15 protein-coding genes and 1 pseudogene are annotated in these 15,424 nt (G+C 47.1%); 5 read left to right on the top strand and 11 right to left on the bottom strand.

The window, feature by feature from the left end:
* The first annotated feature begins 24 nt into the window (after positions 1-24).
* Positions 25-3,192: pseudogene (putA, locus tag BLT32_RS09805) on the top strand (bifunctional proline dehydrogenase/L-glutamate gamma-semialdehyde dehydrogenase PutA).
* A gap of 83 nt (positions 3,193-3,275) precedes the next feature.
* On the opposite strand, the gene BLT32_RS09800 reads toward putA, so the two are convergent.
* From BLT32_RS09800 to BLT32_RS09785, 4 genes are all read right to left on the bottom strand, one after another.
* Complete coding sequence (locus BLT32_RS09800; RefSeq protein WP_053954158.1) at positions 3,276-3,698, bottom strand: hypothetical protein; 423 nt, start codon at positions 3,696-3,698, stop codon at positions 3,276-3,278.
* Positions 3,679-5,463: an acyl-CoA dehydrogenase C-terminal domain-containing protein gene (locus BLT32_RS09795; RefSeq protein ID WP_053954157.1), complete on the bottom strand. Its 1,785-nt coding sequence runs from the start codon at positions 5,461-5,463 to the stop codon at positions 3,679-3,681. The genes BLT32_RS09800 and BLT32_RS09795 overlap by 20 nt, the downstream gene beginning before the upstream one ends.
* Before the next feature lie 111 nt (positions 5,464-5,574).
* Positions 5,575-6,261 (bottom strand): general secretion pathway protein GspB, encoded by a 687-nt coding sequence (locus BLT32_RS09790; protein WP_053954156.1) that lies wholly within the window; start codon positions 6,259-6,261, stop codon positions 5,575-5,577.
* A 2-nt stretch (positions 6,262-6,263) separates the two neighbouring features.
* Positions 6,264-7,670 (bottom strand): ExeA family protein, encoded by a 1,407-nt coding sequence (locus BLT32_RS09785; RefSeq protein WP_053954155.1) that lies wholly within the window; start codon positions 7,668-7,670, stop codon positions 6,264-6,266.
* A gap of 118 nt (positions 7,671-7,788) precedes the next feature.
* Between BLT32_RS09785 and BLT32_RS09780 the strand changes: the two genes are divergently transcribed.
* Positions 7,789-8,925, top strand: a complete 1,137-nt coding sequence (locus BLT32_RS09780; RefSeq protein ID WP_053954154.1) for a tRNA nucleotidyltransferase/poly(A) polymerase-related protein — start codon at positions 7,789-7,791, stop codon at positions 8,923-8,925.
* Here the strand turns inward: BLT32_RS09780 and folK are convergent.
* Together folK and folB are read right to left on the bottom strand one after the other, a co-directional pair.
* Positions 8,909-9,418 carry a 2-amino-4-hydroxy-6-hydroxymethyldihydropteridine diphosphokinase gene (folK, locus tag BLT32_RS09775; protein ID WP_053954153.1) on the bottom strand — a complete coding sequence of 170 codons (510 nt, stop codon included), beginning with the start codon at positions 9,416-9,418 and terminating at the stop codon, positions 8,909-8,911. The two genes, BLT32_RS09780 and folK, sit on opposite strands and share 17 nt — an antisense overlap.
* Before the next feature lie 9 nt (positions 9,419-9,427).
* Positions 9,428-9,811 (bottom strand): dihydroneopterin aldolase, encoded by a 384-nt coding sequence (gene folB, locus BLT32_RS09770; protein ID WP_053954152.1) that lies wholly within the window; start codon positions 9,809-9,811, stop codon positions 9,428-9,430.
* A 98-nt stretch (positions 9,812-9,909) separates the two neighbouring features.
* Between folB and plsY the strand changes: the two genes are divergently transcribed.
* Positions 9,910-10,500, top strand: coding sequence for a glycerol-3-phosphate 1-O-acyltransferase PlsY (gene plsY / locus BLT32_RS09765; RefSeq protein WP_053954151.1), 591 nt, complete (start codon positions 9,910-9,912; stop codon positions 10,498-10,500).
* Here plsY and tsaD read toward each other — a convergent pair.
* The 5 genes from tsaD to BLT32_RS09745 all read right to left on the bottom strand — a co-directional run bounded on the left by tsaD (position 10,484) and on the right by BLT32_RS09745 (position 14,457).
* Positions 10,484-11,533 (bottom strand): tRNA (adenosine(37)-N6)-threonylcarbamoyltransferase complex transferase subunit TsaD, encoded by a 1,050-nt coding sequence (gene tsaD, locus BLT32_RS09760; protein WP_053954150.1) that lies wholly within the window; start codon positions 11,531-11,533, stop codon positions 10,484-10,486. The genes plsY and tsaD overlap by 17 nt on opposite strands.
* Positions 11,534-12,160: 627 nt before the next feature.
* Complete coding sequence (locus BLT32_RS09755) at positions 12,161-12,454, bottom strand: hypothetical protein (protein WP_053954149.1); 294 nt, start codon at positions 12,452-12,454, stop codon at positions 12,161-12,163.
* Positions 12,447-12,623, bottom strand: coding sequence for a hypothetical protein (locus BLT32_RS12925; protein ID WP_161802661.1), 177 nt, complete (start codon positions 12,621-12,623; stop codon positions 12,447-12,449). Before BLT32_RS12925 ends, BLT32_RS09755 begins: the two co-directional genes overlap by 8 nt.
* Before the next feature lie 162 nt (positions 12,624-12,785).
* Complete coding sequence (locus BLT32_RS09750) at positions 12,786-13,445, bottom strand: HEPN domain-containing protein (protein ID WP_053954148.1); 660 nt, start codon at positions 13,443-13,445, stop codon at positions 12,786-12,788.
* Position 13,446: 1 nt separating this feature from the next.
* Positions 13,447-14,457, bottom strand: a complete 1,011-nt coding sequence (locus BLT32_RS09745; protein WP_082343247.1) for a helix-turn-helix transcriptional regulator — start codon at positions 14,455-14,457, stop codon at positions 13,447-13,449.
* Between the two features lie 149 nt (positions 14,458-14,606).
* Between BLT32_RS09745 and BLT32_RS09740 the strand changes: the two genes are divergently transcribed.
* Both BLT32_RS09740 and BLT32_RS09735 read left to right on the top strand, forming a co-directional pair.
* Positions 14,607-15,242, top strand: coding sequence for a hypothetical protein (locus tag BLT32_RS09740; protein ID WP_053954146.1), 636 nt, complete (start codon positions 14,607-14,609; stop codon positions 15,240-15,242).
* A partial coding sequence (locus tag BLT32_RS09735; protein WP_176764953.1) for a transposase occupies positions 15,193-15,424 on the top strand: 232 nt, incomplete at its 3' end. The genes BLT32_RS09740 and BLT32_RS09735, both read left to right, overlap by 50 nt.

The raw sequence follows: 15,424 nt of genomic DNA, 5'->3' as shown, positions 1-15,424 counted from the left end.
CGGCCTGGCTATACAGGAGATGCTATGTTCAAAGCGAGTGAGGTGCTATCCAAACAGCATCAGGCAGAAGACTTAAAGTCTCTGCAACAAGCGATAACCGACAACTATATTGTCGATGAAGATCAATATATGCGCGAGTTATTGCCGCTTGTTCCTGCCGATGAAGAGACGGTTAGCGCAGTAACCGAACGCGCAGCTAAGTTAGTTGAGCAAGTTCGAGAGCAAGCCGACAACGGTGTTGTCGATGCTTTCCTGCAAGAGTACAGCTTAGACACTAAAGAGGGCATTATCCTCATGTGTCTCGCCGAGGCCTTGCTTAGAATACCCGATGGCTACACTGCCGATGCACTTATCCAGGATAAACTGTCCGGCGGTGACTGGCAGAAACACATGGGGCAAAGTGCGTCCTGGCTGGTGAATTCCGGTACCTGGGCACTAGCGCTAACCAATAGCGTGACTAACCCTACCGGTAAAGCGATGGAAACCCCCAGAGGTGCTTTCAGACGCTTGGTTCGCAAAATGGGTAAACCCGTTATTCGCAAGGCGACTTATGCCGCCATGCAGATTATGGGTAAGCAATTTGTCTTAGGGCGCACTATTGAAGAAGCGCTTAAAGAGAGTCGCGATAACCGCGATAAAGGTTATACCCATGCCTACGACATGTTAGGTGAAGCGGCACTGACTGCGAAAGACGCAACTTATTATAAGCAGCAGTACGTCAACTCCATTAAGACTATTACCAAAGAGAAATTCAATAACCCGGACGCTCCTCGACCGACTATTTCAATTAAACTGTCGGCATTGCATCCGCGTTATGAAGCTTCTAACCATGAGCGTGTGCTAACCGAATTAGCAACTACTCTGACGGAGCTAGTCAAGCTGGCCAAGTAAGCGGACGTCGGCGTTACTATTGATGCCGAAGAAGCAGACCGTCATGAGTTATCGTTAGAGCTGTTTGAGAAAGTCTATCGCAGTGGTGTCTGTAAAGGCTGGCCACGTTTTGGTCTGGTCGTTCAAGCCTACTCGAAACGTGCTTTACCAACCTTGTGCTGGATTACTGCACTGGCTAAGGAGTGCGGTGATGAAATTCCGGTACGCCTGGTAAAAGGTGCTTACTGGGATAACGAAATTAAGTGGACTCAGGAAAATGGTCTGCCCGGGTACCCAGTCTTTACCCGCAAATCGCACAGTGATATTTCCTATCTCGCCTGCGCTCGCTATTTAGTCAGCGATGATACCGACGGTGCAATTTATCCGCAGTTTGCGACGCATAATGCTCAGACCATTATGAGCATCCAGCACATGAACGAAACTCACAAACGCCGTATTGAATATCAGCGTTTGCACGGTATGGGTGACAGTCTGTACGACACGCTTATGGAACAAAACCCGGGCATGGTCGTACGCATCTATGCGCCAGTGGGTCCGCACAGAGACTTACTACCGTACCTGGTTCGCCGACTCTTAGAAAACGGCGCCAACTCGTCTTTCGTTCATAAGCTATTAGACGCCGACACGCCGGTTAATGACCTGGTTGAGCATCCGATGAAAACAGCATCGGGTTACGAGAAGTATGCTAATAGCAAGATTCCACTTCCTCCTCAAATTTATGGGGATCGCACAAATTCATTAGGATTGAATATGAATATTCACTCACAAGCAGATGACTTTATTGCAGCGGTTCAGCAATATCGTGACAAACAATGGCAAGGCGGTCCTATTGTCGATGGCAAGACCGTTGAAACCGATCACCACGTCAGCATTACCAGCCCACAGGAAACCGCAAAACAGGTCGGTAGTATTTACTGGGGCGATAAGAAACTCGCAGAGCAAGCGCTTGAAAGTGCTAACAAAGCTTACAAGCAATGGCGTGACGTTCCGACTGAAGAGCGAGCGAAATGCCTTGAGAAGTTTGCTGACTTAATGGAAGCCAACCGCAACGAGCTAATTGCATTGTGTTCTGTTGAAGCCGGTAAAGGCTTGCAGGACGGTATTGATGAGGTTCGGGAAGCAGTCGACTTCTGTCGTTACTACGCTAACCAAGCGCGTGAGTTGATGGGCTCGCCTATTCAGCTACCGGGGCCAACTGGCGAAGACAATGAACTGTTTGTGGAAGGTCGTGGCACCTTCATCTGTATTAGTCCATGGAACTTCCCGCTGGCCATTTTCGTTGGTCAGGTCGCCGCAGCATTGGTGACCGGTAACTCAGTTATCGCCAAACCGGCCGAGCAAACTGGTCTTATCGCTTACCGCGCAGTGCAACTTGCACTAGAAGCGGGTATTCCGGGTAATGTCTTGCATTACATGCCGGGTAGCGGTGCGGAAGTTGGTAGTTACCTGACATCACAAGAAGATATTGGCGGTGTCTGTTTTACTGGCTCTACTTACACAGCACAAGCTATTAACCGTGCGCTTGCGGCTCGCACAGGACCTATCGTGCCATTGGTTGCCGAAACAGGTGGCCAAAATGCCATGATGGTTGACTCAACAGCGCTGCCTGAGCAGGTTGTGACAGACGTTGTTGCCAGTGCATTCCAAAGTGCCGGTCAGCGCTGCTCTGCACTTCGTGTCTTGTTCGTTCAGGAAGACGTGGCTGACCGTGTTATCGACCTGCTGCGTGGTGCCATGGAAGAGTTGCAAGTCGGTGACCCGTTACTGCATGAAACCGATGTTGGCCCAGTGATTGACGGCATTGCCAAGACGAACCTTGAGCAGCATATTACCGACATTCAGCAAGCCGGTCGTTTGATTGCCCGTGCGCCAATGCCGGACTACACAATGGGTGGTACTTTTGTTGCGCCAACGGCTATCGAAATTGACAGCATCAGTCAGCTGGTAAAAGAAAACTTTGGCCCAATTCTGCATGTTATTCGTTATTCAACCGACAACATTGAGGAAGTTATTGAGAGCATCAATAACACCGGCTTTGGTTTAACTTTCGGTATTCACAGCCGTAACGAAACCTTTGCCTACGAGGTTGCCAGCAAAATTGATGTGGGTAACGTGTACATTAACCGTAACCAAATTGGTGCTATTGTTGGTGTGCAACCATTTGGTGGTCGCGGCATGTCAGGTACAGGGCCGAAAGCCGGTGGTCCTCACTACCTTACTCGTTTTATTACCGAGAAAACACGCAGTGATAACATCACAGCAGTTGGCGGTAATGCCACACTGCTATCACTGGATGACTAATTAAGTAACCTGTTATTGGGTATCAATAAAAACGCCGCTAACGTTAACCGTTGCGGCGTTTTTCAATTGGTTAGCAGGTAAGTTTAGCGCTTATCAACAAGCTCGACGTCGGTTCCGTTGACGCTTCCCTGTAAGTCCTCATCAAACACCACATAAACTTCGTGAAGGTGGTTCGACTCGTCTCTAAACTGCAGAGCTGCTATATCATCTTCGTAACGAAGCAGCTTTGGTGGATTACTTAAATTGTGTGTTCTCGGTGGCAAAATTAAACGCCGTTCTTCGAGCTGCTTACCGTCCCAACTTGCAGCGAGCTGTTTGGGCCGGAACTTAATCACTATCCCAGCCATGAGTGCCATGGTCAGTAAGACGCCAACCGCAATAACCCATATCGGCACTACACCACCAATATAAATTGCCATCCACAACGCCAAAAAAAAGCCGCCCCAGGCTTGGGGGCGGCGGCTATCACGATAAAACTGAAGTGTTTCAGAATTGTTCGTCGTCATGTAAGTATAAACTCTCGCTGCCGTCTTTAATTGCACCCAATAATGCGTGAGTACGAGGCATAATGCGAGCAAAGTAAAAACGCGCTGTTTTAATTTTTGACGCCAGATAAGGCTTTTCAGCTTGTTTTTGCTCAGCCGCAACGGCCATTCGTAACCACATGTAACCGTAAGAAATATATCCCACCAAGTGCAAATATTCTACCGCAACACTGTTCACCAGGTTTTCATCGGTAGCCGCTTTTTGCAGTAACTCTTCGCTGATACTGGTTAAGTCCTGCAGTGACTTCTGCAAAGTTTCAGCTTCTTTAGCCCAGTTACTGTTGCCTGCAATTCCCTGTAGGAATGTTGCTATTTCTTCCACAAAAGGCTTCAGTAGTTCGCCACGCGAGCCCCCTACTTTACGGCCCAGCAAGTCGAGTGCCTGAATACCGTTAGTACCTTCATAAATTTGTGCAATACGGGTATCGCGAACCAACTGCTCTTGCCCCCATTCACGCACATAGCCGTGACCACCAAACACCTGCTGACCGTGAATAGTCGACTCAAGACCGGTATCGGTTAAAAACGCTTTAGCAACAGGCGTCAGTAATGCCACCATAGCATCGGCTTTTTCACGAACCGCATCATCTTGAGAGTATTTTGAGCGGTCTAGCTGCTGACCGACCCAAGTCGAAAATGCACGACCGCCTTCGGTCAACGCTTTCATGGTCAGCAGCATGCGACGCACGTCACCATGCACTAAAATGGAATCTGCCTCAGCGCTGTCATTTCGAGTCGCTTTGGCGCCGCGTCCCTGAATGCGATCTTTCGCGTACTCCAAAGCATTTTGATAAGAGCGCTCTGCTGCACCCAGTCCCTGAATACCAACGCCCAGACGTTCGTAGTTCATCATTGTGAACATAGCGGGCAAACCACGATGCGGCTCGCCAACCAACCAGCCTTTAGCGCCGTCAAAGTTCATCACACAGGTTGCTGAACCATGAATGCCCATTTTGTGCTCAATAGAGCCACAACTTACGGCATTACGCTCTGTTAAATTACCTTCGGCATCGGATAAAAATTTCGGAACCACAAACAGCGAAATACCTTTAGTACCCGCCGGTGCGTCAGGCAGTTTTGCCAGCACTAAGTGAACAATGTTGTCCGCTAAGTCATGCTCACCACCTGTGATGAAGATCTTCGTGCCGCTAATTTCAAAACTGCCATCCTCTGATGGAATAGCTTTGCTTTTGATAATGCCGAGATCGGTTCCGGCGTGAGGTTCGGTCAGACACATAGTACCTGTCCACTCACCTGAAACCATACGTGGTAAGTAATGATTTTTGAGTTCGTCACTGCCGTGGGAGTCAATGGCCATAATGGCCCCGGAAGTAAGACCCGGGTATAGTGAAAAAGCGATATCTGCACTGCACAGCATTTCTTCATACTGCGCCGATAACGACTTAGGCAGCCCCATACCGCCGAACTCAGGGTTAGCAGTAACACCAACCCAGCCACCTTCGGCTAACTGACGGAAGTTTTCTTTATAGCCTTTAGGCGTTGTGACTGCACCGTCTTCAAACTTTACGCCTTCTTCGTCAGCTTCTCGCGCCAGCGGAGCCACTAAGTTTTCAGCAACCTTAGCGCCTTCATCAAGAATCGCACCTGCGGTTTCAACATCCATCATTTCAGCCAGTTCAGGAGCTAGCTCCCAATCCGCTGCGACATTAAAAACGTCATGCAGGACAAAGTCCATATCATCACGTGGAGCTCTGTAATCCGCCATATCTTTTACCTCTTGTCTGAACCAAACAGGGAATTTAAACCCTTAATTTAAACACCTGTTTAAACTGTATCGCACAAGAGTATGAATCCCATTGCGGGATGTCAATAATTTCTATCGTTTCCAGTCTTCTAAAGCAGGGTGCGAAAAGGCTTTAGAGTCAAGCGCAAGTACCACCTGATGTGGCTCTATGCGAATGATATTTAAGCTTTGGTAGCTATCACCTTCATACAAACGCTGGCCATTTAGCTCAATCCAACGGTCGCTTGAACTGCTCCGGTACATATGACTGTCATAGCTAAACTCTGGCACTTGTCGTTGGAATGCGGTCGACAAGTCAGACAAAGAAGGTACAACACTCACTTTACTTTCTGTCCCTCCCCCGGTTTGCTCAACGGCGTCCTGAAAGCGATTCAAAAGCTCAGGGGAGACACTTGATAAATCCAATGCTTCTCGCTGGTTCTCCACTGGCTGCTGAGCCTGAGGTTCGACTTTATTACTCGTACTTGCCTGGGACGGTTCCGGCTCTGTCGGTGTCGCTTCCCAGCTCACCTCAGGGAGAGAAACGGCCTCTCCCCATGAGAAGTCAAGGGCAGTCATTTTAGTATCTGCGCTCGGCGCACCAGACCATAATGCGGCCGCATACCCCGTTGCACCGCCCAAAATAAGTGCCAACGGCCAAATCAGCCACAAGCGACTGGTCCGTTCTCTGTCTTGCGCAATAAGAGAGCTGTCTAATACACTTTTGTTTTTCAAAAGGGGAGACTGCTGCTGTTTTAGCGCTTTTAACAATGACGACATGACTATTCGCCCCCCTTTAATCTAGGACCGAAATTGGAAGCTCTCGATGCTAACCACGCTAACGTTGCAGCATCAAGCTCTCCGGTGACTTTTAACCCGTTGCTAAGTTGCAGCTCTCGAAACTGGCTGGACGAATCTGCATCGTGCAGCTTTTCCGGTAAATGACGTTCTAACTGCGCTCTAATCCACTCTTGCTTATCTTCCGCGGTTTCGGCCGGAGCTTGTTGGTAGAGCAGTAAAAATTCTCCCGTCCAGCCGTCAGTCGTTGTCGGCGTTTCGGTTGTCATTAATAATGGAGAAGAGTCCTTGCGATACAACAAGGCCGGATAATTAATACTTTTCAGCTGCTGCAAAGTTTGGTTCATGCGGGCACAGGCTAAGTCATACCGTTTAACCCACTGGCAAAATGGCTCTGACTCTGGTGGCTCGGGCAGTCCCCAAACGCTGGCAAGCTGTTGCGCCGACGCATAATCATTCGTAATTTTCACAGGTTTTGGTGAAGGAGAGCTGTACCAAAACGTCGCAACTGCCGCCACCGCAAAAAGTAATAAACTCCCTGCGACAGAAAGTGCCTTTGTCTTGTTCGGCCTTCCCCTTTTCGACGGACCGTCCAGTTCAATAGCCGCCTGGTTCAAATGGGCAGGCTTTACCTCTGGTGACGAATCGGTATAGGCAGCCAGCAGAGCGCGGTCACAATACAGGTTTAAAAGCCTCGGAATACCTTGTGTCAGCTGATGTGCTCTTTTTGCCGCAGCCGCTGTAAACAGTGGCCGGTTTGCCCCTGCCACTTGCAATCGATAGGCAATATAACGCTGTGTATCTTGTTCAGTAAGAGGCAATAAGTGATAGCGCGCCGTAATTCGCTGAGCTAACTGTCTTAACTCCTGACGACGCAGCAAATCCTGGAGCTCAGGTTGCCCAATGAGAATAACGCGTAATAGCTTTTTATTGTGTGTTTCCAGGTTGGTCAGCAGGCGCAACTGCTCTAACACCTGCGGTCTTAAGTGCTGCGCTTCATCAATGAGCACCACACATTGCTGTCCGTCTTCATTCGCTTTTAGCAAAAACTGGCTGAGTTTATCCGTCAAAACTTTTCGTGTTGCCGAGCGCTTTTGATAGCGAATACCAAACTCATCGCACAGACTCGCCAGCAGCTCATCTTCATTCAGCATGGGGTTCAGAATAAAGGCCGTTTCGGTCGACTCAGGTAACTGCTCAATAAGCGCCCGTGACACTGTTGTTTTGCCCGTGCCGACTTCGCCGGTTAATAAGATAAAACCGCCACTGCCCTGCAAGCCTTGAGTCAGATGAGCTAACGCCTCCTGATGCCGTTCACTCAGGTAAAGGTAATTAGGGTCTGGCGCTATGGAGAAGGGCTCTGCCTGCAAACCAAAATAGTTTTGATACATAAGCGTTGTGCGCAATTTATTATTATTTAACCAACAGTGTAACGACTTGCTTGCACATCCACCAGTGATTAGCGATGATCACTTTCACTAAGTATGGCGTTTAACCGGGGAGTCATGAGTGCAAACCTATTTAGTCGGCGGCGCAGTTCGCGATAAGTTACTGGGGTTAGCCGTTAAAGAGCGCGATTGGGTGGTTGTTGGCGCTACGCCACAACAAATGCTCGACCAGGGCTTCCAGCAAGTGGGAAAAGACTTCCCTGTATTTTTACACCCACTAACCCGAGAAGAATATGCCCTCGCCCGCACTGAGCGTAAAAATGGCAAAGGCTACAAAGGCTTTGATGTATTCGCTTCACCGGATGTCACTTTAGAAGATGATTTGGTGCGCCGCGACCTTACTATCAATGCCATAGCCGAAGACGAGCATGGCCAGCTGATAGATCCCTACGGTGGCCAGCGTGACATTGAACAGAAAAAGTTACGCCACGTGTCACCGGCGTTCGAAGAAGACCCGTTAAGAGTACTTCGCGTTGCTCGCTTTGCCGCCCGGTTTAAGCACTTAGGTTTTACCATTGCCGATGAAACGCATGAATTACTGGTCAAAATAGCTCACTCTGGCGAGCTTGAAGCTTTGACGCCTGAGCGCGTGTGGCTGGAATGGGAAAAGTCATTAGGCACAGGTAGCCCGGACGTATTTCTGAGTACCCTGGCTGATATTGGCGGTTTAAATCAGGTTCTTAAGCAGTTCAAAGCGAAGAGCAGCCATCTGAATCGTTTACACAAGGCGGCTCAATTCAGCGCATCTCACACCGAGCTTACCAAGCCACTTATCTTTGCGAGTTTGTTTATTGGCGAGTCGCCCGTCGAGGATATTTCCGATTTTTGCAAAGTATTGGCAATACCCAATGAGTACCGTGATGCCGCTGTACTTGCCGAGCGAAATAGTGACCTCATTCTTTCAACAAAGCTACCGAGCGCCGAGCAATTTGCTGAGGCATTGCAGTCGATAGACTACTGGCGCCGCCCGGAAAAACTGCAACAGCTACTATTGCTGCGTCAGTTAGAGCATGAAGCCACTGAATTTTCAGAACGTATTGTTAAGCAAAATCAGCAACTGACACAGGCCGCGATAAAGGCTTCGGAAGTGAGCCCTCAGGCACTAATAAGTGAAGGCTTCACCGGCAAACAACTTGGGCTTGCGATAAAAGAAAAGCGACTGGAAACGCTTACGCACCAGCTTAAGCAAACTCTTTAAGCCAGTCCGTATTTTCCAGCGGAGTTAAATTTTGTTGTTCAGGCTGTTGGCAATATTGGTGCCACATTGCGCCGTAAGTTTTCTTCAAAATCGGGTGTTGTCTGTTTTCGGCTATTTCCGCCAAAGGCCAAAGCACAAACGCATTTTCAGTTATTTCGTGGCGTGGCAGCTGTGGTGCTTTTTCGCGCACCATATCGTCGTAAAGCAACACGTCGATGTCTAGCGAGCGGGGGCTGTACTTCGCACTGTCGGGCTTGCGTCCGTTTTCTTGCTCAATGCGCTTACAATGCGCTAACACCGTTTCAACCGGCTGAAAAGTAGTGACTTCCACGACAAGATTGTAAAAGTCGCTTCCCTTAAAGCCCACCGCCTCGCTCAGAAAAATACGTGACCGTTGCTGGTAGTTAAAGCTGTCCGCCAACGCTCTCAAACCGGATAAAATATGATGTTCTTTATCAATATTTGAGCCAAGTCCTAAAAAGACAACTGCCACACTGACCCCTTAGCCGAAAGGACTGTCGAAAACACTGCGACGAACAGTCACTGCAACATTAGCAGCATTGGGGACGGCACCGGGCTTCGACACCTTCACCTCGACATTCTGCACGCCAAACTCATTGAGAATTAAGCTAGCAACGCCTTCGGCTACGCTTTCAATTAACTGACGTGGCTTTTCGGCAACCCATTGAGTCACTTTTTCACTGACTAAGGCGTAATCAAGAGCGTCGTTCAAGTCATCGGACTTCGCGGCGGTTTGGTTATCCCAACTCATTTGAATATCTAAAGTGAGTGTTTGCTTCTTCTCTTTCTCCCAGTCGTACACGCCTATAATTGTGTCGACGCTGAGGCCTTCAATGCTAACCACATCGATATCCGCTTGTTCCATTTTCACTCACCCCATAGTAATTGCGGCAAAAACCGCTTATTCTATAAACCTGAATTTTAAACCGCAGTCTACCCTAACAAAAGAGGGATTCGTACCCTATGACAGCGTTAACCATACTGATGATTCTGACAGCCTACCTCTTAGGCTCTATCAGTAGCGCTGTGCTTATCTGTAAATTATGGGGCCTGCCTGATCCTCGAAAGGAGGGGTCTGGTAATCCGGGGGCGACTAATGTCTATCGGGTTGGCGGTAAAATCCCTGCCTTGCTCACACTCTGGTTTGATGTATTAAAAGGCATGGTGCCGGTGTGGGGCTCGTACTTTTTAGGTATAGAGCCCTTTTTCTTAGGGCTAATAGCGGTGGCTGCCTGTCTGGGTCACATTTTCCCGCTGTACTTTCATTTTCGCGGTGGCAAAGCTGTCGCTACGGCATTAGGCGCCATGTTCCCGGTCGCCTGGGAAATGGCGTTACTGCTGATTGCAACCTGGCTTGTGGTCTTCAAAATAAGCAAAGTGTCATCACTTGCGGCGCTTATCACTGTCTGTCTGGCGCCTTTTTATGCGTATTGGATAAAACCGCAGTACACCGTGCCGGTTATTATGATTTCGCTGTTAATTTTGTGGCGACACCAGTCAAATATCGTACGCCTGACATCCGGTCAGGAAAAAGGCTTTAAACGCCGTCAGTAGCCGCCGCTGGTTTGGCCACCTGCATCGGCTCTAAGTCGGTCATTGGCCAGCGCGGATACGTCTTAACACTCAATGCTTCGCGCTCTCCCGCCTGCAAACGCAAAGCCCCCGCGAGCGCGATCATGGCACCGTTGTCAGTGCAAAATTCAGTGCGAGGATAAAACACACGACCGTTCACTTTTTGCATTAGCTTTTCAAGTTCGGCTCGCAAGTGTTTATTGGCACTCACTCCACCAGCAATGACCAGTCGCTTATAGCCCGTTTGCTTTAACGCACGACGGCATTTAATAAGTAAGGTATCAACAACCGCATCCTCAAACGCCCGGGCAATATCCGCCAGTGTTTGCTCGCTGTTGTCATTCGCCGCTAATGTATTTGCCGCAAAGGTTTTTAAGCCACTGAATGAAAAGTTCAAACCGGGACGGTCTGTCATCGGTCTTGGGAACGTGAAGCGATCACTCACCCCCTTTTCGGCAAGTGCTGCAAGCCTCGGTCCGCCCGGGTAGTCGAGTCCCATTAATTTAGCGGTTTTATCGAAAGCCTCACCGGCAGCATCATCAACAGACTCACCCAATAACTCGTAGTCGCCAATGCCTTTGACCTGAACCAGCTGCGTGTGTCCGCCTGATACGAGTAAGGCGACAAAAGGAAATTCAGGCTGGTCATCTTCCAGCATGGGCGCCAGCAAATGGCCTTCCATGTGGTGTACACCAACGGCCGGAAGACCCCATCCAAATGCCAGGCTTCGGCCTATGCAGGAGCCAACTAACAAAGCACCGACCAGGCCGGGACCTTTAGTGTAAGCCACGCCATCCAAGTCTTTCGGTGTTAACCCTGCTTCTTGCAGTGCGGCTTTCACCAACGGCAAAGTTTTACGTACGTGATCTCGTGACGCCAACTCAGGCACCACACCACCGTAGTCAGCATGCAGCTTTACTTGCGAGTATAACTGATGAGCCAGCAGCCCTTTTTCAGTGTCATACACCGCAATACCTGTTTCATCACAAGACGTTTCTATACCTAATACCCGCATACTACTCACCGATGATGCTTTTTAACGACAATTACCGGTATTTTACCTGATTTTTGTCTTCTCATCAGTTTAAAAGAGCTAATTGTGGCTTTTCAGCCATATAACTCTTACACCAACAGAAACTAATTACTCGTATCAATAAGTCTTCTTAACATTTTGTTATATGGTTAACGGAACTCAGGCAATCCAGCGAAACTAAACTTTTTTCAGACAAAGCGGCATGGACGGCTATTTATATTTATTTTTTACTAAAAAGATATGCAGCTACCGCAGAACCTGCTGCTAGTACACCAAGAAACGCCCCCTTAGCAAACCCCGCCTCGTGGCCTCTTTTGTAGCCTTTTTTCTTCTCCCGATACATAGCCTTTCAAGTCAGCGCTGCTCTCACCCGACCATACATATTTATTAGCCTCATCACTTAGCTCTGGTTCTCTCAACATCCTTTCAAACAAAGCTCTAGCGGCCTCTATTGCAAGCTTTCTTGACCTTGCAAACTCTTCGAGCTCACTTTTGTTATTTAAAATTGATCGCACTTTTTATCTACTCATAAACAATCCGTCTTAACAGCAACTCTATATCAAGTATTCCTTTAGACTAATGACAACTTTGTTCAAAATAAAATATTACCTATCGGAATAGTTTCCTTTTAAGAATTCGATATAAAGCCAATTTCGTTCTGTCAACAAACTCATCTTCGCTTTCTTCTTTGTTAGGCTCTCCAATTGTGTTACTCAGCTCTGAAATAACTGCATCACTATATGCTATGTCTACAACTTTACCGGAAAACTTCGACACTTCATTATTTGAAGTGTCCTGAGCCACAACAGATACTTCACTATTAATTTTTTTTGTTAACTCCTTAGTGGAAGAGTTTTTTACATCTGTATCCATTACTTTTACGAAACTTTTGAAATCACTCATGGCTCACTTCCTTTTCTTCATTTTTTTCTTTCTTAGAGCGAAAATACTCCCTGAGAATTAGATCAAAAGACTCAACCATCGCCAAAACTATCTTTTCCTTAGCTGAGTCTGGCACTTTCTTCCAAAGATTAGTAAACCAATCTAACAAACCGGATAACCAACCAAGCATTAAGCTCTCCTTTATTGTATTAAGTTACTGTGCCCTTAAAAAACAGTTGCACTAGGCTGTGGCCTCTCGGTAAATAAATGCATTTAATTAATTGAGAGGTTCACGTTAACATTCTCTCTTACTCGTGCGTCATTTTACGTCGCACCCCAAAAATCCACTTTGCTACTCTTCAAAATAAACTGCGTCACCCCATACTTCTGTACCGTTTTGCATCAATAGTTCGATAACAACAGGCGCTATCGCTCCCAGAATCCTGCACGCATCACTTAATTGCTCTCGGTTCATTCCTCCCTGATAGGTTGCACCACCATGAATTACCTGATTCCGTAGGGTATACATACGATCCATTAGAATGGAGACAGACGTTACCGTGTCTTGCTCAGCTAAAGCTTGATTAGCACGCTTTTTCGCAGACTCAAAGCTATCTTTCCAACTATTGTCTACCGTTTGTTGATTAACATAGTCCCAATACGGCTGGAAGACATACGGATTGTTCATGAGCGAACGAATAGCGGTTGGATACTGCTCCCAAATCACGTTATAAAGCCGTTTGTCGGCATCAGAGTTAATAACCCGGTCAAAGAAATCACGATAAGCTTCGCGTTCACTTTTCTGTATAGTAATATTATGCTCACTTGCATAAGCAGCATTAAAGCTAATCCAGAGCGCTATAAATTCACCATCTATATCCTCATGCTGTCGTTCAAACTCCGCTTTTTTTAACCAGCTAAGAGCTCGGTGAATTCGTAAACTAATACCCTGTCCCCATTTGTCTCGGTGTTCACGCTGAAACGCTTTTAAACTCTCAAAGCTTTTTGGCATTTTATGCTCCCTGATACTTAGCAGATGCCGCTGCAAGCTGCTGCTTTATTTCATTACGTAAAGACTTAGGCTCTAATACCTCTACGTCATTGCACAATGACAATAACCACCAACGTAGTTGCCAGGAATCTGCCACTGTTGCCGTTAAAATACAGTCTTCGCCTTCTTTTTTTATGGTCTGATCCTGACTCAAGGGCGTTTCGCTAACATGCAGAGAAGTCTCAGAGCTAATTTTGGCTTTTACTAAGATTGACTCCCCCGACGAAAAACTCAATCGACCTGCATTCAAGTAATCACTCAATTTATAATCAGACGGAATCACGATAGGCTTTTCCAAAACATCCAGAGCCTGGATACGATGCATAGCTAACAGCAAAACATCTTGGTAGGGTTCGATAGTTGCGGTGATATAAGTCGTCAAACCTCTTTGCACAATACCTAAAGGGTGCAGTACATAATCTCTTAACTCACGCTTATCTACCGAGTCATAAGTCACATGGATACACTGCCCTTTCAGAATTGCCAACTGAACTTGGCTTAATATAGCTTCATCAACTTTGGGAGGAATTTGAGGCAATGTTGCAGGAACATAGGCCACTTTCTCCTGCCAACTCGCCAACTTATAGCGCTGGTTAACTTTGTTTAAAGTATCTTTGGCCTGATTCAGCTTTGGAGACAAAGCGTCAAAAACAGTGGCTGGCAGAATTGGCTTTAATACTTGCTCAACCATTGTTAAAGAAAGTGCTTCTGCCATAGATACGGCTGGAAGGCTAGCATCTGCACTAGACACCCAGTACCAACCAAAAGGCTGTCCTTTGTCATTACAAGTAATACCGAACGATTGGCTGAGGTCATTAAGGTTTCTCTCAACTTGTCGCTTTGATATATCAAAACCTTGATCATTCAAATGCTGGCAAATATCACTCGCTGTAATACCGGGTGGCTTTGTGGGTAATAGCTTTAGCATTTCCCACTGGCGAACCATAGATTCTCGACTTCCCTGTTTAGACATACTCGTATTTCTATTACATTTTTTCTGAGCTTACCGACAAAGAACAATATTAACAACCTGATATAACAACTCTGCTGGTGAGTGCTCTGCGACATGTAATGACGCAGGTAGTCGTTAGGCTATTCATTTTCTAACAATGGATATTTGTTATGACGCTACAACAATGTTTAGAAGATTCGATCAGCTCTTTACTTCATAAACTATGCTTTGCAGACGATTTTGCCCCAGTTTTTGACTCAATGTTTGATGAATACGAGCAGCCGAGCTCAGCCACTCCAGGAACAGTAAGTTATATAGAGAAGATCAATAGGAGACGTCGACGACTTGGTGTTACCCCGACAGAAAAGAATGGCGCTTTACCCGATAACTCTAGTCAGAAACTTACGCAAGAGTGGACCTCTCATTTACTCAGTACCCACCGAGCAGATTTTGAGCGTAGTCTTTCTCTGGCTTTGTTTTATCAAGACCCTGCTGGAACAGATTGTATTCCTAATGATAACGACACTGAATATGACCAAGTCGCGGCTGAGATCATGAGAACACAAAGGAAAGGTTTAAAGCAGTCGTTAGAGCAAAGTTTAAAAAATATTTTTGGCAATAATGTTTGTCAAAGTATAGATTTTGACGAGCTCACCAATGACGTAATTAACAGTATGACATTAAGGTTCGTACAAACATTGGTAGTGTTCAGAATTCTGTGTCATTTCGTTAAACTAAGCAAAAAAGAGATGACATATGACCAAAACCAATTTCGACATGGATGCCGCTTTAAAGCAGTTGCGTGAAGGCAAAGACCTCACCGGCAAAGACGGCATCCTGACACCGCTTATTAAACAACTCACCGAAGCCGCGATGCAGGCTGAGCTTGAAGAGCATCTCAGTGATAAAGAGCAATCTAACCGCAAGAACGGTTCGACGTCAAAAACAGTCAAGAGTCCGGCCGGCAGCTTTGAACTTGATACGCCCC

It is taken from the genome of Idiomarina zobellii (assembly GCF_900100855.1).
Taxonomy (GTDB): Bacteria; Pseudomonadota; Gammaproteobacteria; order Enterobacterales; family Alteromonadaceae; genus Idiomarina; species Idiomarina zobellii.
Note: the sequence above shows the minus strand (reverse complement) of the source record. Positions and strands in the feature narration are given on the sequence as shown.